General features: G+C 63.9%; 12 protein-coding genes. 10 read left to right on the top strand and 2 right to left on the bottom strand.

The features are described from left to right. The first annotated feature begins 15 nt into the window (after positions 1 to 15). Positions 16 to 3,219: an efflux RND transporter permease subunit gene (locus tag E3T39_RS00110; RefSeq protein ID WP_134512747.1), complete on the top strand. Its 3,204-nt coding sequence runs from the start codon at positions 16 to 18 to the stop codon at positions 3,217 to 3,219. Positions 3,220 to 3,291: 72 nt separating this feature from the next. Here E3T39_RS00110 and E3T39_RS00105 read toward each other — a convergent pair whose 3' ends face one another. Both E3T39_RS00105 and hutH read right to left on the bottom strand, forming a co-directional pair. Then, the gene (locus tag E3T39_RS00105) at positions 3,292 to 4,845 is read right to left on the bottom strand and encodes a M23 family metallopeptidase (protein WP_166783991.1); all 1,554 of its coding nucleotides are present in this window, start codon (positions 4,843 to 4,845) and stop codon (positions 3,292 to 3,294) included. A 240-nt stretch (positions 4,846 to 5,085) separates the two neighbouring features. Then, complete coding sequence (gene hutH, locus E3T39_RS00100) at positions 5,086 to 6,627, bottom strand: histidine ammonia-lyase (RefSeq protein WP_134512745.1); 1,542 nt, start codon at positions 6,625 to 6,627, stop codon at positions 5,086 to 5,088. Positions 6,628 to 6,728: 101 nt separating this feature from the next. On the opposite strand from hutH, the gene E3T39_RS00095 reads away from it, so the two are divergent. The 9 genes from E3T39_RS00095 to E3T39_RS00055 all read left to right on the top strand — a co-directional run bounded on the left by E3T39_RS00095 (position 6,729) and on the right by E3T39_RS00055 (position 17,888). Then, complete coding sequence (locus E3T39_RS00095) at positions 6,729 to 7,520, top strand: IclR family transcriptional regulator (protein ID WP_134512744.1); 792 nt, start codon at positions 6,729 to 6,731, stop codon at positions 7,518 to 7,520. Between the two features lie 128 nt (positions 7,521 to 7,648). Further along, complete coding sequence (locus E3T39_RS00090) at positions 7,649 to 9,112, top strand: tyrosine-protein kinase domain-containing protein (RefSeq protein WP_134512743.1); 1,464 nt, start codon at positions 7,649 to 7,651, stop codon at positions 9,110 to 9,112. Continuing rightward, positions 9,112 to 9,744 carry an arsenate reductase/protein-tyrosine-phosphatase family protein gene (locus E3T39_RS00085; protein WP_134512742.1) on the top strand — a complete coding sequence of 211 codons (633 nt, stop codon included), beginning with the start codon at positions 9,112 to 9,114 and terminating at the stop codon, positions 9,742 to 9,744. Before E3T39_RS00090 ends, E3T39_RS00085 begins: the two co-directional genes overlap by 1 nt. A gap of 49 nt (positions 9,745 to 9,793) precedes the next feature. After that, the gene (locus E3T39_RS00080) at positions 9,794 to 11,632 is read left to right on the top strand and encodes a polysaccharide biosynthesis protein (protein ID WP_241979420.1); all 1,839 of its coding nucleotides are present in this window, start codon (positions 9,794 to 9,796) and stop codon (positions 11,630 to 11,632) included. Further along, positions 11,629 to 12,654, top strand: a complete 1,026-nt coding sequence (locus E3T39_RS00075; RefSeq protein WP_134512740.1) for an MraY family glycosyltransferase — start codon at positions 11,629 to 11,631, stop codon at positions 12,652 to 12,654. The genes E3T39_RS00080 and E3T39_RS00075 overlap by 4 nt, the downstream gene beginning before the upstream one ends. Continuing rightward, the gene (locus E3T39_RS00070; protein ID WP_198416066.1) at positions 12,654 to 14,900 is read left to right on the top strand and encodes an NAD-dependent epimerase/dehydratase family protein; all 2,247 of its coding nucleotides are present in this window, start codon (positions 12,654 to 12,656) and stop codon (positions 14,898 to 14,900) included. Before E3T39_RS00075 ends, E3T39_RS00070 begins: the two co-directional genes overlap by 1 nt. After that, positions 14,897 to 16,033 carry a DegT/DnrJ/EryC1/StrS family aminotransferase gene (locus tag E3T39_RS00065; protein ID WP_134512738.1) on the top strand — a complete coding sequence of 379 codons (1,137 nt, stop codon included), beginning with the start codon at positions 14,897 to 14,899 and terminating at the stop codon, positions 16,031 to 16,033. Before E3T39_RS00070 ends, E3T39_RS00065 begins: the two co-directional genes overlap by 4 nt. After that, the gene (locus tag E3T39_RS00060) at positions 16,030 to 17,277 is read left to right on the top strand and encodes a glycosyltransferase family 4 protein (protein WP_134512737.1); all 1,248 of its coding nucleotides are present in this window, start codon (positions 16,030 to 16,032) and stop codon (positions 17,275 to 17,277) included. Before E3T39_RS00065 ends, E3T39_RS00060 begins: the two co-directional genes overlap by 4 nt. After that, positions 17,277 to 17,888 (top strand): sugar transferase, encoded by a 612-nt coding sequence (locus E3T39_RS00055; protein ID WP_134512736.1) that lies wholly within the window; start codon positions 17,277 to 17,279, stop codon positions 17,886 to 17,888. The genes E3T39_RS00060 and E3T39_RS00055 overlap by 1 nt, the downstream gene beginning before the upstream one ends. Positions 17,889 to 17,906 lie beyond the last annotated feature (18 nt).

The following is a 17,906-nucleotide window of genomic DNA, read 5'->3' as shown; positions in this document are numbered from 1 at the left end:
TGGCATACTGAGTTGGTGCATTTTCTCGCGGTAGTGAGCATGAAGAATCGGGCGCTGATCGCCCTCATCACCATTGTGGCGGCCGTGTTCGGCAGTCTGGCCCTGACCGGGCTCAAACAGGAGCTGATTCCGTCCCTGCAGCTTCCGCAGCTGCTCGTGTCGACCAGCTACCCGGGTGCTTCGCCGCAGGTCGTTAATGACGACGTGTCTACCCCGATCGAGACCGCCATTCAGGGCCTGGTCGGCCTCGAAACGACGTCGACGACGAGCAACACCAACTCCTCGCTGGTGAGCGCCACCTTCACCTACGGTACCGACCTGGTCAAGGCCGAATCCCGCATCGACCAGGCCATCAACCGCATTAAAAACGTGCTGCCGGCCGATGTCGACCCGCAGGTGATCAGCGGAAGCATCGATGACTTTCCGGTGATCTCGCTTGCGGTCGCGTCGAGCGATACCGCGGCGCTCGCCGACGAACTGAAACGCAGCGTGCTCGGCGACATTCGCGACGTGGCCGGCGTGCGCGGCGCCGCCCTTGTCGGCGACATCGGACGCCGGGTCACGATCACCCCCAACATCGACGAGCTCGCCGCGCGCGGGCTCAGCGCTCAAAACATCACTTCGGCGCTGCAGCAGAACGGGTCACTTCTTCCGGCCGGCGCGATCACCGAGGGCGACACGACCCTGTCGGTACAGGCGGGCTCGACACTCGGGTCAGTCGACGACATCGCGGCACTGCCGCTCATTGCCAGCTCAGCCGGCTTCACCGGTGCTACCACCCCAGCGGATGACGCTCCCACGACCATCGGCGATGTCGCCACTGTCGACCTCGTTGAGAACCCGGTCACGAGCATTTCCCGGGTGAACGGCGAACCCGCTCTCACCATTGCCGTCACCAAGATTCCTGCGGCCAACACCGTCGACGTCTCCGAGGCGGTGCGCGCCATGCTTCCGCAGCTCGAGGCGGCCGTCGCGCCGGCCACGTTCACGGTCGTCTTCGACCAGGCGCCGTTTATCCAGCAGTCGATAGACGCGCTCACCCAGGAAGGCCTGCTCGGCCTCGGCTTCGCGGTTATCGTGATTCTCCTGTTTCTACTCTCGGTGCGCGCAACGCTGGTCACGGCCATCTCGATTCCGACCTCGGTGCTGATCACCTTCATCGGCTTGCAGAGCGTGGGTTATTCGCTCAATATCCTCACCCTCGGAGCACTCACGATCGCCATCGGCCGGGTTGTCGACGACTCGATCGTGGTCATTGAAAACATCAAACGGCACCTTGTTGCCGGCGCCGACCGCGCCGCCACGATCGTCTTCGCGGTCCGGGAAGTGGCCGGAGCGATCACGGCCTCGACCGTCACGACGGTCACGGTGTTCCTGCCGATCTCCTTCGTTGGCGGATCGACCGGGGAATTGTTTCGCCCCTTCGCGCTGACCGTGACGATCGCTCTGCTCGCCTCGCTGCTGGTCGCGTTGACCATCGTGCCCGTGCTCGCGTACTGGTTTCTGCGGGCGCCCAAAGCCGTCGTGGCCGCCGACACCGAACGCCCCGAGGAACGCGACCTTGAGGCGGTTGCAGCCCCGACAACCGTGAAACCAACGAACGAGCCGGCCCGGGGCGAAATCGGGCGGGCTGGTGCAGTTGCACCCACGGCGGCGGCCACGGTCGGTGAGAATCCGGGACGGCTGCAGAAGGGCTACCTGCCGGTCATTCGGTTCACTCTGAAGCATGCCGTCGCGACCTTGCTGCTGGCCGTTCTCGTGCTCGGCGGAACGGGTGCGCTCGTGCCGTTCATGAAGGTGAACTTTCTCGGGTCAACCGGGCAGAACACCTTTCGGGTGACGCAAACGCTGCCGGTGGGCAGCAGTCTCGCGGCGCAGGATGCGGCATCCGCTTCGGTCGAGACCGCGCTGCAGGGCCTCGACGGCATCGACATCGTGCAGCTGTCCATCGGTGGCGGAAGCGCAGCGAGCGCCTTTCGCGGCGGGGCGCCCGCCTCGAGCGCTGTGACCTATTCGATCACCACCGCCGACGACGCCAACGCCGATGCGGTGCAAAACCACGCGCGCACGGCCCTCGCAGAACTGGGCGACGTGGGCGAGATTTCGGTGGCTGCCGCGAGCAGTTTCGGGGCATCCTCCGATATCGCCGTTGATGTCACGGCAGCAACGGATGCCGACCTGCAGACCGCGACGACCTCCATTCTCAGCGCGGTGCAGAAACTCGCCGCCATCAGGGAGAGTGCGAGCACCCTCGCCGCCTCGCTGCCGTACCTGGCCGTCACGGTCGACCGGCAGGCTGCGGCTGCTGTCGGGTTGAGCGAATTTGCTCTCGGCACCCTCGTGTCGCAGGCCATGCAGCCGAGCGCCATCGGCTCGATCGTGATCGACGAGACCAACCTGACCGTGTACCTGTCGGCGCAGTCGCCGCCGACGACCTCGGCTGATCTCGCGGCGCTGCAGATTCCGACCCGCACCGGATCGGTGGCCCTGGATACCCTCGCTACCGTCGAACAGGTCGAGGGGCCGAGCACCCTCACCACGGCGAAGGGGCTGCGAACGGCGACCGTTTCGGCGACTCCCGCGAGCGACGATCTGGGCGCGGCTAACGCGCAGCTGAGTCAGATGCTTGTTGACACGAAGCTACCGACCGGAGCGACCGCGACGCTCGGCGGGGTCAGCGCCGATCAGGCCGAGGCGTTTCAACAGCTCGGCGTCGCCATGCTCGTGGCCATTCTCATCGTGTACATCGTGATGGTTGCAACGTTCCGGTCGCTGCTGCAACCGCTGCTGCTGCTCGTGTCGGTGCCGTTCGCGGCGACCGGGGCGATTGCGCTCCAGGTTGTAACCGGCATTCCGCTGGGCGTGCCGTCCCTGATCGGGGTGCTCATGCTGATCGGAATCGTGGTGACCAACGCCATCGTGTTGGTCGACCTGGTCAACCAGTACCGGCGGCGCGGCCTGTCGGTGTCCGACGCCTTGGTCGCTGGCGCGAGCCGCAGGCTGCGGCCCATTCTGATGACGGCGCTCGCTACCATCTTCGCCCTGTTGCCGATGGCGATCGGCCTCACCGGCCACGGCGGATTCATCTCGCAGCCGCTCGCCCTCGTGGTCGTCGGCGGGCTCGTATCGTCGACTGTGCTGACCCTGATCGTGCTTCCGGTGCTCTACCTATTGGTCGAGGGCGCCCGAGAGCGCCGCGCTCTGCGTCGGGCCCGCTGAATTCACCCCAATCGGACCCTGTCCCGCCCTGTTTTTTCAGGGACCCGCAAGTTCGGGCGGATGCGCCGTGCTTCAGCCGCCGAGAACGACGCTGCGGTTCAGAAAGAATGTCTGCGGGTCGATGCGCACGCCGTCGACCCGTACCTCGAGGTGGGAGTGGCAGCCGGTGGACAGACCGGTACTGCCGACGCTGCCAATTTGCTGGCCAGCGGTGACCCGATCGCCGGCAGCGACCAGGGTTTCACCGCTGGTGAGGTGGGCGTAGCCCGTCTGCACGCCTTCCCCGTGGTCGATCAGGATCCAATTGCCGTAACTCCCTACGGAGCTCGCTGCCCGCACGATTCCGGACGTGGCTGCAAAGACGGGTGCCCGACAGCCCGCCCCGATGTCGGTGCCGTAGTGGAACGCGCCGACTCCGGGGAGCGGGCGTATCGGGCGTGGTCCGTAGGTATCCGTTATTGCACCGTGCACGGGGTTGGCCCAACCCTGCTCGCCAAGCTGGCCGACGTCGGTGCGAATGATCGGGCGCAGATCGAGCGCTGCCAGGGTTGCGGCGGCGTTCGCCGCCTGCGATGCTGCGGTGACCAGCGCCAGACTCGCCGTCTCAAAGTCGCTTGAGGCCGCGTCGAGCGTCGCCTGGCTCGCGTCGACCGGCACTGAGCTCGCAGCGGCGCGCGTCTCGGTGTCCTGCTGGCTCAGCTTGTCTGCTCGCGCCTGGTCCGCTTCGGCCTGGGCTTTGATCGTCTCGATGTTGTCGGTCACGCGGTCCAGCTGGTCGAGCGTGCTGAGTTGGTCGAGCACGTTGCCGAGCGAGTGCCCGCCGAGAAAGACATCGGCGATTCCGGCCCCGTTTTGTTGTTGGGCGAGCTTGCGCGCGAGCACGGCGAAGCTGCGGGTGGAGACGCTCGCTTGCTGCGAGGCCTCAACGGCCAGGCGGTGAACGAGAGTGGCGCGGCCCTGCGCGATCGTCTGGCTTGCTCGGGTTGCTTCCAGGTCGCCGCGAGCGGTGTCGAGGGCGGCTTGTGTGGTTTGGGAGTGGGTGAGGGCCGTCGCCAGCGCTGCGGCCCGGTCCATGCTGAGTTCCTGGGCGGCAGTGCGGTGGGCTGCAACCTGCTCTGCTGCGGCACGCTGTTCGGCGAGCGCTCGCGCAGCAGCCGCCCGGGCGGTCGCCGTCGCTTGAGCGGATGTCGCGGCTGCTTCTTGAGCCGCCGCCACGGAATCGGTGGGTGCGACCGGAACCGGATCGACAGTCGGTTCAATGGTTGGTTGCGGGGTTTCAGGCACCGGCGGGATGGGGCCGTCACTTGGCTCCGGCGCGGGGTCCTCCGTTAGGAGGGGTGTTGGTGTTGGTGTGGGTGTGGACTCGACGTCCGGTGCCGGTTCCGCTGTCGGTTGTGGGGCAGGGCTGGCGATTGGCTCAAGTGCTGGTTCGGGCGTGGGTGCGGGTTCGAGCGTGGGTGTGGTCGACGGTTCAGGCGTAGGCGTTGGCGTTGGCGTAGGCGTAGGCGTAGGCGTTGCGGTGGGGGTCGGCTCCGCCGTCGCGATTGGTGCTGGGCTCGCGGGGGAGCCGACGGGCACCTCGTCGGCGCTCGCCGCGACCGGTGCGCCGAACAGCGCGAGTGACATGATGACGACCGCTACCAGCCAACCTGTGGCGCCCCGCGGCGCCCGACGCTGTGGTCTCGCGCGCCCAAGCCGAACGGTGTGACGGCGGGCGGCGGGTAGCAACATTGAGGCACCTGATCCATTCGGGTAATGGATTTACGCGGCTCGGGCGGGCCAGCGTGGCGCAAGTATGGCACGGTGCCGCAGTGCTTACAACGGGTTGGAGGCGTTGTGCAAGGTCGCTATAAGGTTTGCCGAATTTTATGCCAATCCGGATCCGGCAGCCAAGCACACCGCGCCCGACACCACGAGACCCACAACGCCTTCGATTTCGGGGGAGAGAAAGCGGTCGTGCCCGGGGCCTGCAGCGACGGTGCGCACGAGGTCGCGCACCGCTCCGGTCGCCGCAGCCGGGGTGAGCGGCGCCCTCAGGTCGAGCGATCGCGCGGCGGTCATGATTTCGATCGCGAGCACCCGGCCGAGTCCGTCGAGCGAACGGCGAAGCTTACGCGCTGCGTGCCAGCCCATCGAGACGTGGTCCTCCTGCATCGCCGAGGAGGGAATCGAATCAACGGATGCCGGCGCGGCGAGGCGCTTCAGCTCCGACACGATGCCGGCCGCCGTGTATTGCGCGATCATGAGCCCGGAGTCCACGCCCACCTCGTGCGCGAGAAACGGTGGCAGGCCCTTGCTGCGGCTTGCATCGAGGTGACGGTCGGTGCGTCGCTCACTCATGCTCGCGACATCCGCCGACGCTATGGCGAGAAAGTCGAGCACGTAGCCGAGTGGGGCGCCGTGAAAGTTCCCGTTGGAGGAGACGCGCCCGTCGACGGTGACGACCGGGTTGTCGATGGCGCTGGCCAGTTCGCGACCGGCGACGAGGGCGGCGTGGGCGGCAGTGTCCCGAGCGGCGCCGTGCACCTGCGGGGCGCAACGCAACGAGTAGGCGTCCTGCACCGACGTATCTTCCGGGCCGGCATGGCTCGCGAGCAGTGCGGAGCCGTGCAGCAGCCGGCGTAGGTTCGCGGCGCTGTCGGCCTGGCCGAGCTGGGGTCGCAGCTGCTGCAGATCGGCCGCGAATGCGGCATCCGTTCCGAGCAGGGCTTCAACGCTCATCGCCGCGGCGATGTCGGCGGTGGTGAGCAGGCGGGCCAGGTCATCGAGGGCGAGCACGAGCATGCCGAGCATGCCGTCTGTGCCGTTGATCAGGGCGAGGCCCTCCTTCTCGGCGAGTACGACGGGCGCGATTCCGGCTGCGGCGAGGGCGTCGCCTCCGCCGAGCAGGGTACCGGTCGCATCCCGCGCCTGTCCCTCGCCCATCACGACGAGGGCGCAGTGCGCGAGCGGGGCGAGGTCGCCGGAGCAGCCGAGCGATCCGTATTCGTGCACGACCGGGGTGATCTGCGCGTTCAGTACGGCGGCGTAGGTTTCGGCGGTGGCCGGCCGAACCCCGGTTCGCCCGGTCATCAGAGTCGACAGGCGCAACAACATAAGGGCGCGCACGACCTCGCGTTCGACTTCGGGGCCGCTGCCGGCGGCGTGTGAACGCACGAGGCTTGCCTGTAGCTGTGCGCGACGGTCGGGGGTGATGAAGGTCGTGGCGAGGGCGCCGAAACCGGTGGAGATTCCGTAGTGCGGGTCGGCGTCTTCGGCGAGGGAGTCGATGATCCGTCGAGTCGCGTCGACGCCAGCGAGCGACTGCGGTTCGAGCACGATCCGGGCGTCGCGGCGGGCGACCGCGACCACGTCCTCGAAGGAAACCGGTCCGGTGCCGACGGTGACGAATTCGTTGGAGGGAGTCATACTTCGATTCGACACCAAGGAGCGGTCCGGCGGTCAACAGATAGACTCTTTCTGTCCGGGATCTCGGACAGACGTGTTTTGGTCACAGCCGAGGCGAGCAGATGACACGGTCGAAGGTTCCCGCAGCGGATAGCGCTTTGCGCATACTGTCGCATCTGGCGACTCAGCGCGGCCCGGTGCCGGCTGTCACCCTCGCGACGTCCCTTGGCCTGCCGCGCTCGACGGTATACCAACTCCTCGCGGTGCTTACCGAGCGGGGTTTTGTGGTGCATTTGCCGGAGGAACGTCGCTACGGTCTGGGGGTCGCCGCGTTCGAACTGAGCACGGGGTTCTCACGGCAGGAGCCGCTCTCGCACCTGGGCCGTCCGCTCATCGCGCAGCTCGTCGATCGGCTCGGCGAGAGTGCGCACCTTGTCGTGCTGCACGGCCGTGACGTGATTTATCTGGTCGAGGAACGCGCCCCGCGTCGGCCGTCGCTGGTGACGGATGTCGGCGTGCGTCTGCCCAGTCACCTCACCGCGAGCGGGCGGGCACTCCTGGCCGCACTGCCGGCGGCCCAGCTGCGAGCGCTCTATCCCAATGCTGCAGCGTTCTCTACCCGCAATGGCCAGGGGCCGAAGAACTCGACCGAGCTGCGGCGGCTGCTTGCGCGCGTGCAAACGGATGGCTTCGCCCTCGAAGACGGCGAGATCACCGCGGGGATGGCATCCGTCGCTGTCGCGGTGCGCGACCACGCCGGCTGGCCCGCCGCGGCCATCGCGGTCACCTTTCCGCAGGAAAACATCCCCGAGGCCGACCGGTCGGTGCTCGCCGAACGTGTTGGTGACACCGCAGCCGAACTCGCCCGTCGCATCCGCGGCATGCAGAGCTCCCTCGCAGGCGGCAGTCGATAACAAGCGTGCACCCGCGCAGCGTGAAGATTTGGGCGTCGCGGAGGTGTCGCTATTTGGCGCCTGTCGCTATATAGTGAGGATTTCTTTCAGTTGTATCGCTGTTGAGTGTACCCATCGGAGGCTGCCGCGTGGAACTGAAAGACTTCCTCAGGACTTTCCGAACGAGCTGGATCCTCATCACCGTTTGCACCCTGCTGGGTATCGCCGGCGGGGCGGCATTGTCCTTCATCACCACTCCCCAGTACGTCGCTTCCACTCGACTTTACGTCTCGGTCCGGACGGCAGCAAGTGGCGGCACCACCGAGCTGGCGCAGGGCACGACCTTCGCCCGCCAGGCGGTGACCTCGTATGTCGAAGTCGTCAACAGCGCCGTCGTGCTGGACGATGTCATTGACGAATTAAACCTCAATCTCACAGCGGCTCAGCTCGCGCTGACGATCGATGCCTCATCCCCCCTCGATACCGTCCTTATCGACATAAAGGTGACCAATGAAGATCCGGTGCTCGCGGCTGAAATCGCGAACTCCGTTGGAAAGAATTTTGGCCGAATTGTGGTCGACCAGCTGGAAAAGCTGGATGGAGAAGAGGCCAGCCCGGTCAAGATCGAGACCATCCAGCCCGCGCTCGTACCGCGGCTGCCGACCAGCCCGAAGGTCCCGTTGAACCTTGCGATTGGCCTGGTGGTCGGTCTGGCGATCGGATGCGGCATCGCCATTCTGCGCAGCGTGCTCGACACGCGTATTCGTGGTCTGCGCGACATTGAGGTTGTCACCGACGCGCCAATGCTCGGTGCCATCACCTTCGACCCCGAGGTCAAGAAACGCCCGCTGGTGGTGCACGCCGACCCGAAGAATGCACTGGCAGAATCCTTCCGAACCCTTCGTACCAACCTGCAGTTTGTCAGTGTCGAAGGCGGTCCGCGCAGTTTTGTCGTCACAAGCTCAATTCCCGCCGAGGGTAAGAGTACGACGGTCGCCAACTTGGCCATCGCGCTGGCGGAGACGGGGGCGCGAGTCGCCCTGGTCGATGGAGACCTGCGGAAGTCCCGCTTGGCTCACTACATGGAAATCGAGGGCGGCGTCGGACTCACCGATGTGCTCATCGGTCGAGCCAAACTTGCTGACGTCCTTCAGAAATGGGGCACGGGAGAGCTGTTTGTGTTGCCCAGTGGTCGCGTGCCACCGAATCCCAGTGAGATTCTCGGCTCCGCTGCCATGGTTCGTCTGCTGGCAACTCTGACGGAGCAGTTCGACATTGTGCTCGTGGATGCGACGCCGCTGCTCTTGGTCACGGATGCTGCGGTGCTGAGCAAGCTGTGCGGTGGCGCACTGATGGTGGTGGCCTCCGGGCGCACGACGCGCACTGAGCTGGCCGCCGCGGTGCGCGCACTTGAGCGCGTGGACAGCCACTTGGTGGGCGTGATCATCACCATGCTTCCTGGCAAGGGTCAGGGCACGTATGGTTACGGCTCGTACACCTACGGCACCCGTCACGGCGATAGTGACCCTCTCCCCGTCGAGGCGATCCAGGACCATCGGGGAGGGCACAAGACGCATCGGCGACTCCACAAAATGAATCGCAGACGCGGCTGATGGTGGACTTTGCCATCCTCACGGTCTGTTCGGGCAATATCTGTCGATCGCCGATGGCTGAGCAGCTTCTCCGGGCCGGGCTGGCCCAGTGGCCACACGTTTCCGTGGCCAGTTCCGGGACGATCGGTCTGACCGGGGAGCGGATGACTGAGCAGGCCGCCGCACTGTCCCATCAGTTCGGCGGGGACCCATCCGGCCATGTTGCTCGGAAACTCACCGCCCAGCAGATCAATGCGGCGAACCTCGTGTTCGCGATGTCACGCGAGCATCGTCGCGCCGTCGCGGAGCTCGTGCCACGCGCCGTCCGCTACACCTTTACCATCCGCGAGTTCGCGCGTCTCATCGGCGGCGTGACCGAGTCCGATCTTGGCGCAGCGGCTGCACTGCCCGTCCATGATGCCACGGCCCGTTTCTGTACGCTCCGGGACCTGGCAGCGTCGCAGCGAGGTGTCGTTGCGCTGGCAGCCTTAGCCGAGGACGACGACGTGGTCGACCCGTATTCTCACGGCGATGATGTGTATGCCGAATCGGCCCGGCAGCTGGTGCCGGCAGTCGAGTCGGTCCTGTCGCTCTTTCGCCTGTCCGCGACAGTGACGCGACCGTCTTACCAAATAAAGACGGCTTTGCGCTAGCCCCCGAACGGGGAGGATGCGGGGTACGTTAAGCCGTGAAAGGGGTCCCGTGCCCATAAAACATTCCCCTAATGGTAAAACGCTTCCCCTGCGGCGGGCCAAGCCCTGGGTGCGCTTTGGTGCGCAGTACGCACTGGATGATGCTGCCTGGGGCGTTGCCCTTATTTTCGCCGTGATTCTGCGTTACGATTTCAACCTTTCGGCAATATCCTGGCTCCCGCTGTTGACATTGTGCGTGGCGGCGTGTGTCGTGCAGTTCGGCGTCGGATCGCTGTTCTTTCTCTATCGGGGGCGCCACGCCTACGGCAGTTTCGCCGAGGTGCGTGCCCTGTTCTGGGCCGTACTGTTGGTATCGGTCGTTCTCGGGGCACCCATCGTGGTCTTTGGCATGACGCTTCAGATTCCGCGCAGCACCGTCGTCATCGCACTTCCTATCGCGTTCGTATTGATGGGCGGCGTGCGCTACGTCAAACGCCTCCTCGGTGAACGCTCGCTCGCTCCAAACGATGGTGCCCACCCGGCTCTCGTGTACGGTGCTGGCTATCTGGGGGCGGTAATCGTGCGCCGGATGAAGACCGACAGCCAGTCGCCATTTCTCCCGGTTGGGCTGATCGACGATGACCCCCTGAAGCGAAACGTTTGGTTGGATGGCGTGCGCGTGCTCGGTACCCGGGACATGCTCGCCGGAGCCGCGAAAGCCACCGGTGCGACAACCCTCATTGTGACGATTGCCAGAGCGGACGCGGCATTGCTGCGAGATATTACCGATGCGGCGATTGACGCAGGGCTTCAGGTGAAGGTCCTGCCACCATTTCAGGATGTACTCGAAGGCAAATCGCGCCTCAAAGACCTCGGCGATATTTCCATCGAAGATCTCATCGGTCGGCACTCCGTTGACACTAACGTCGAATCGATCGCTGGCTACTTAGCCGGCAAGAGGGTGCTGGTCACGGGTGCCGGCGGGTCCATCGGATCAGAACTCTGCCGCCAGATTCACAAGTTCGGCCCCAGCGAGCTCATGATGCTAGACCGGGACGAAACAGGCCTGCAGAGTGTACAGATCTCAATTCTGGGACATGGATTGCTCGATACCGACGATGTCGTATTGGCGGACATTCGTGACCCCGCGGCCTTAAAAGTCATCTTTGAGGGTCGGAAGCCCGAGGTGGTGTTTCACGCCGCCGCCCTCAAACACTTGCCCCTGCTCGAGCAATATCCCGACGAAGCATGGAAGACCAATGTGCTCGGCACGCTCAACGTTTTGGAGGCGGCTCGTGCGGTCGGCGTCACCACATTCGTCAACATCTCAACCGACAAGGCCGCGAATCCTTCCAGCGTGCTCGGCCACTCCAAACGCGTGGCCGAGAGGCTCACGGCGTGGGCTGCCCTGGAGACCGGGCGGACATACGTCTCGGTTCGTTTTGGCAATGTAATCGGCAGCCGCGGCTCAATGCTGCCGACGTTCACCTCGCTCATCGAGGCAGGGGGGCCGTTGACGATAACGCACCCCGATGTCACGCGATACTTCATGACGATTCCCGAGGCCTGCCAGCTGCTCGTGCAAGCGGGTGGCATTGGTCGCCCCGCCGAGGTGCTCATCCTCGACATGGGCGAGCCGGTGAAGATACTGGATGTTGCGCGCCGCATGATCAATATGTCGGGCAAAGACATCGCGATCGTGTACACCGGCTTGCGCGTAGGCGAGAAGCTCCACGAGGAACTCCTCGGCGACAACGAATCGAATGAGCCTCCCGTGCACCCCAAGATTTCTCACGCATCGATCAATCCGATCTCACCGCACCATCTAGACAGGGCCGGGTGGGAAGAACGCTGTCGATATGAGCAGGAGGAACGACGCACCGGCACGGGTGCGACGGATCGCGCATGATCCTGTTCATTGTGATCACGCTGGCCGCAGTCCTCGTCGTGAGCCTGCTGGCCCCGGCCGTGCTCAAGCCGATACTGCTTCGAATGGGCGTCATTGACGTTCCCAATTCGAGGTCATTGCATAGTCACCCAGTCGTCCGTGGTGTGGGGCTGGCTCCCCTGATGGCGATCCTGGTCGGCTACGGGATCCTTCTCATCGGCTCTCCTGATTCAGCGCATTGGCCTGAGTTCATCGTGATTGTCAGTGTGTCGCTCGCGGCAGGACTCCTGGGACTGGCCGAAGATATCCGTGGGCTAGCGGTTGTGGTCCGCGCCGGAGGGCAGCTGGCAATTGGCCTCGTCGGCGCCTTCGCGATTGCCGCGTACATCGGCGGCTCCTGGTGGGCGGCGGCGCTTTACGCGGTCGGAATCGCCGGTTACATTAACGCGGCCAACTTCATGGACGGGGTGAACGGTATCTCCGGCCTGCATGGAACGGTTGTCGGGGCTGCGTATGGCGCTCTGGGCATAATCGCAGATGCGCCGTGGCTCACCGCCGCGGGGTGGATCTTGGCGGTGGCCTTCGCCGGCTTCTTGCCATGGAACCTGATGCATGGCGGGATGTTCCTGGGCGATGTGGGCAGCTACCTGCTGGGTGGAGGCATCGCCATCATCGCCGCCGCAGCGATTGCGAGGGGAGTTCCCATCGTCGCGGTAGTCGGTCCGGTACTCATCTATCTTGCAGACACCGGCATGACACTTCTCGGACGGGTTCTTCGTGGTGAACGGTGGTTCGAGGCGCACCGCGGTCATGCTTACCAGCGCTTGGCCAACCTCGGTCTGTCCCATTTACAGGTCGCATCGATCGTGACCATGGCCGGTGTGGGCACCGCCAGTCTGGGCCTGATGGTTGCCGTATCACCCGAAACATGGGGGGTCGCGGTAGTACTCATGATCCTGACTGCGACGGGATATTTGTCGTTTGCCTCCGCCCTCGGAGGATCACACCGACGAGACGCGGCACGCGGGGACGGGAGCGTCTGATGAAGATTCTTGTGACCGGAGCCAACGGCTTTGTCGGGCGTCACCTGAGCTCTCATCTGGTCGAGGCAGGCCACGAAGTCACTGCTGCCGTCCGGACTGCCGGGGCGGCTCCTGCCGGAACGAACGAAGTCGTGATCGGGGACCTCGGGCCAGACACGGTGTGGACCGACTTGCTCATGGGGAATGATGTTGTCATCCATCTGGCCGCTCGAGTGCACGTGATGCACGACACCGCAGCCGACCCGCTTTCCGAGTTTCGGCGGGTGAACACGGCGGGAACTGGAGCGTTGGCCCGTGCCGCAGCCCAACAAGGAGTTGCGCGGTTGGTGTTCCTCAGCAGCATAAAGGTGAACGGCGAGGGGACGAGCGGCAAGCCGTACACTGCATTCGACGAGCCGCGCCCCGAAGATCCGTACGCCATTTCAAAGCACGAGGCTGAGATGACCCTTCGGGAGGTGGAGCACGAGACCGGCCTCGATATCGTCATCGTGCGGAGCCCGCTGGTGTACGGGCCGTCCGTTGGTGGAAACTTCGCCAAGACGCTGGCACTCGCTCGCCGAGGGTTGCCACTTCCGCTCGGGAGCGTTCGCAACCGCCGCACGATGACTTCGGTATGGAATCTCGTCGACCTTCTCGAAAAAAGTGCGTCCGACATCAGTGCCGCCGGTGCACTCGTATTGGCCGGAGACCAATTCAGCCCGTCAACTGCGCAGCTCTTCCGAGAGATAAGCACCGCGATGAAAAAGACAAGTCGACTCTTTCCTTGCCCCCTTGCACTGCTGCGACTTGCCGGGAGAGTTACCGGGCGATCGGCGATCATCGAGCGGCTCGCAGAGTCGCTCGAGGTTCAGGCTGGATCCAGCTCAACCGGCTGGAAGTGGGAACCGCCATTCGAGTTCGCGGCATCGATCCGACGCACGGTTGCCTGGTATCTCGGAGAGGAGCGGTTGTCCTCACGAAAGGACGCGATGAGGATTGCGATCGTCACTCAGTATTACGCGCCCGAAGTCATTCGAATTCCCGATACGCTCGCTCGCCGTCTCGCGGCGCTCGGTCACGAGGTGCGGGTAATAACCGGCTTCCCGAACTACCCAGACGGCGGCCTCTTTCCGGGGTACCAGCAACGATGGAACCACGTCGAGAATCTGGACGGCGTCCAGCTGCGACGCGTGCCACTCGTCATCAGCCACAGCTACAACCCCGTCGCTCGGATGGCAAACTACCTGACATTCGCCGGGAGCGCAGCTTTGGCGTGGCGATGGGTGCGTTCCGCCGACGTGGTTTACGTGTACGCCACGCAGATGACTCCAGCCATTGGCCCCTCGCTGTGGCACGTGCTCTTTCGGACACCCTACGTGCTGCACATTCAGGACCTGTGGCCCGAATCCGTGACCGGCTCGTCCATGGTGAGCGCCGGTATCGCGAAGCGCGCGATCGGAGGACTGCTGAACCCCTGGTTGCGTTTCCTTTACCGCACAGCGGCTGCGACCATCGCGATCGCGCCGTCGATGGCTCGCATGCTGGTCGAACGCGGCGTCCCACAGAATCGTATGCACACCGTCCTCAATTGGGCGGCCACCGAGCCCGACGCCAGCGAGTCGGAGATCGGATCGAAGAAAATCTCGTCATCAGACCAGGTATCGATTGTCTACGCGGGAAATCTTGGGGACTATCAGAGCCTGGACACCGTGATCGAGGCGGCCAACTCGGTGAAGCACATCCCCAACCTCCGAGTGAGGATTGTCGGCTCCGGTGTTGCGGAAAAGAGACTGCGGGAATTGGCCAGGCGTCTGGACGCACGCAACGTCACCTTCACCGGCCGGGTAGCACCCGAGGATATGGGAGAGATTCACGCCGAGTCTGACTTTCAAATCGTTTCGCTCAAGAATCTTGAGATATTTGACGGCACGATCCCGTCGAAGCTCCAGGAGAGCCTCTCACATGGAATCCCGGTAATTAGCACGGTGCGCGGGGACGTGGAGACACTCGTTCGAGCCAACGGAATTGGTTTTGCGTGCGATCCAGAAAATTCAGATCAGCTCGCCAAGGCGTTCATTCGAGCCACGGAACTGGAGCCGGAACAGAGAGCGCGCATGGGAGAGACGGCAAGACAGTGCTACAGCCGTTTAATGTCGATCGACAGCGGTGTTGCTCAGATTGAAGCAATTCTGCGATCGGTTTCGCGCCGGACGACGCATAAAGGCACCTGGACCAAGCATGATCCTCGAGGCGGTGCTGGTCTATGACAAACCGCATCTACATTTCCTCGCCCGACGTCGGTGACCTCGAAGAGAAGTACGTGATGGCCGCGATGCGGTCGGGATGGATAGCTCCCCTTGGCCCCGATGTGGATGCGTTCGAGCTCGAGCTTGCTGCGTGCGTCGGTGTCAAACACGCTGTTGCGCTCAGCTCGGGGACCGCTGCCCTGCATCTGGGACTGCTCGGACTCGGCGTTGGGCCGGGGGACGTGGTGCTCACGGCGACGATGACGTTCGCGGCCACGGCCAACGCCATCGTCTACACGGGGGCCGCGCCGAGCTTTATCGATTGCGAGCTCGAAACCGGCAACATGGATCCGACCTTGCTCCGTCAGTCCCTTGAGCGGCTCTCGGGAAGCGGCCAGAAAATCGGGGCCATCGTGCCCGTCGACCTGCTGGGCAAGGCCGCCAATTACACCGAGATCTGTGCCATCGCGGCGGAGTATGGTGTCCCAGTGTTAGTGGATGCTGCGGAATCTTTCGGAGCGAAGCACCGAGGGCGTCCGGCCGGATCCGGTGGGCGCGCCTCCGCCACGTCCTTCAACGGAAACAAAATCATGACCACTTCGGTCGGCGGCATGCTGCTGACCGATGACGCCGGTCTCGCCGCGCACACTCGGTACCTCGCCGGCCAGGCGCGCCAGCCGGTGGCGCATTACGAGCACGTCGACATCGGTTACAACTACGGAATGAGCAACCTCCTGGCTGGCCTCGGTCGCGCGCAGTTCTCGCGTCTCGATGAGATGATCCGCCGGCGGCGCGCGATGCGCGATCGGTATCGGCAGCTATTCCTTGGCGTAGACGGCGTCGAGATCTTCGGCGGTGTGGATGATCACGAAGACAACTGCTGGCTCACCGCCATCGTCATCGATTCTGCGCGGACTGGTTGGTCTCGCTCGGACCTGGGGGCTTTCCTGCGCGCTGACGAAATTGAAACTCGCCCGTTGTGGAAGCCGATGCACCTCCAGCCCGTTTTCGCGTCGGCTCCTGCGCTGACAAACGGCAATGCTGAGCGTCTCTTCCAGACGTGCCTGATACTGCCGAGCGGTTCGGCGCTGTCCCAGGCCGAGATCGCTTGGGTGATCGGTCGACTCACCACGTTTCTCTCGCGTGCGTCATGAAGATCGTCATAGTCAGCCAGTACTACAAACCGGAGGACGCCAAGATCTCCAGCACACTCGCGGCGGGGTTGGCAGCGCGCGGACATTCGGTTCGCGTTGTCACCGGCTACCCGAATTTTCCCGAGGGTCATCTCTATCCCGGATATCGCCAACGGCTCACGCACAGGGAGATGGACGGCGCGGTTGACGTTAAACGCGTGCCGATTTTCATAAGCCACTCGCAGAATCCGTTTGGCCGAATCGCCAATTACCTGAGCTTTGCGTTTGGCACGCTCGGGGCCGGGCGATACGTCGCTCAGGCGGACGTGATCTACGTGTATGCAAGCCAGATGACCGCGTCGATTGCACCGCTGGTGTGGCGTCGAACCCTCCGACTACCGTTTGTCCTGCACGTACAGGACCTGTGGCCGGAATCGATTACGGAATCGTCGATGGTGCCGGGAAAAGCGCTCAGGCGGGCCATCGATGCCATCCTCGTTCCCTGGCTGGAGTTCACCTATCGCTCCGCTGCCGCGACGGTCGCCATCGCACCAACCATGGGGCGACTGCTGTGCGCACGTGGGGTCTCAGCTGAGCGCCTGCACACCGTGTACAACTGGACGAACGGCGATGAGCTCCTGGGGGTGAGGCGTCCAGAAGCTTCCCCTGTATCACCCGATTTGGCTCCTGGACTGACAGTGACGTATGCGGGCAATGTTGGACGCCTACAGGACCTGGCAAACGTGATCCGTGCGGCGCATCAGGTTGAGGATCTTCGAGGATTCCGCCTCGTAATCGTCGGCACGGGTGTCGCAAAAAAGGAATTGCTGCGTCTGGCTGCGAGTCTGGGCACGACGTCAGTCGAGTTCCGAGACCGTGTCGATCCCTCTGAGATGTCCGCTGTCTACGCGGAATCTGATTTTCAAATGGTGTCGCTGAAGAGCCTGGAAATTTTCCGGGGGACGATCCCGTCGAAACTTCAGACCAGCCTCGCTCACGGCGTGCCCGTCATCGCCGCGGTCGGCGGTGACGTCACCGAGCTAGTGAAGGATCACGGTCTGGGACTCACCGCGGCGCCCGGCGATGTTGATTCCATCGCCGGGGCATTCCGGGCCGCCTACTCGATGTCGTTTCGCGACCGTCGAGACATGGGGTCCCGGGCGCAGCGGTTTTATGAAGACCACATGACGTCCGCGGCCGGAGTCGACGCCATTGAACGCATACTCGTTGGCGTTGTTGCGGGCAACCGGGGTGGAGCGCGGTGATGTACCGGCCAGTCAAACGAATTCTCGATCTGTTAGGGGCGGCGGTTCTGATTGTCATAACCGCCCCGATCACGTTCTTACTCGCCCTCGCGTTGGCGATTGCGCATCGGGGGAGTCCGTTTTTTGTGCAGGAACGGATCGGCTTCCGCGAACAGAACTTTCGCATCGTTAAGTTCAAGACCATGAGCGATATTCCAAACGATGGATTTGAACCGCTCCCCGATGCCGAACGTCTTACGGCGCTGGGCCGTATAGTTCGCGAGGCGTCGCTCGATGAAATTCCACAGTTGATCAATGTGCTTCGGGGCGAGATGAGTTTTGTCGGTCCTCGCCCGCTCCTCGTTCGATACCTGCCCTGTTACCGCGGGGAGGAGCGAATCCGGCACACCGTCCGCCCTGGGATTACCGGACTTGCGCAGGTCAGGGGGAGGAACGATTTAGGGTGGGATTCGCGCCTTGCTTTCGACGTGCAGTACGTTCGCCAGCTGTCCGCGAGCCTGGATGCGCGCATCCTGCTTGCAACAGTGAAATCTGTTCTGACGGCTTCCGGCGTCAGAGTCGACGCGCACAGCGGAGAGTTGAGGGATCTTGATGTTGAGCGCGGACGTTGAGGTCTTGCGGTGGCCGTC

Source organism: Cryobacterium suzukii, from assembly GCF_004403185.1.
Taxonomy (GTDB): Bacteria; Actinomycetota; Actinomycetes; order Actinomycetales; family Microbacteriaceae; genus Cryobacterium; species Cryobacterium suzukii.
The sequence above is the reverse complement of the archived record's forward strand: the minus strand, read 5'-3'. Positions and strand labels throughout refer to the sequence as shown.

Coding starts and splice junctions, on each gene's coding strand:
- E3T39_RS00075 (WP_134512740.1), top strand. CDS start 11,629: ATGATCCTGTTCATTGTGATCACGCTGGCCGCAGTCCTCGTCGTGAGC.
- E3T39_RS00095 (WP_134512744.1), top strand. CDS start 6,729: ATGACACGGTCGAAGGTTCCCGCAGCGGATAGCGCTTTGCGCATACTG.
- E3T39_RS00070 (WP_198416066.1), top strand. CDS start 12,654: ATGAAGATTCTTGTGACCGGAGCCAACGGCTTTGTCGGGCGTCACCTG.
- E3T39_RS00060 (WP_134512737.1), top strand. CDS start 16,030: ATGAAGATCGTCATAGTCAGCCAGTACTACAAACCGGAGGACGCCAAG.
- E3T39_RS00055 (WP_134512736.1), top strand. CDS start 17,277: ATGTACCGGCCAGTCAAACGAATTCTCGATCTGTTAGGGGCGGCGGTT.
- E3T39_RS00105 (WP_166783991.1), bottom strand. CDS start 4,845: ATGTCACTCGCGCTGTTCGGCGCACCGGTCGCGGCGAGCGCCGACGAG.
- E3T39_RS00085 (WP_134512742.1), top strand. CDS start 9,112: ATGGTGGACTTTGCCATCCTCACGGTCTGTTCGGGCAATATCTGTCGA.
- E3T39_RS00065 (WP_134512738.1), top strand. CDS start 14,897: ATGACAAACCGCATCTACATTTCCTCGCCCGACGTCGGTGACCTCGAA.
- hutH (WP_134512745.1), bottom strand. CDS start 6,627: ATGACTCCCTCCAACGAATTCGTCACCGTCGGCACCGGACCGGTTTCC.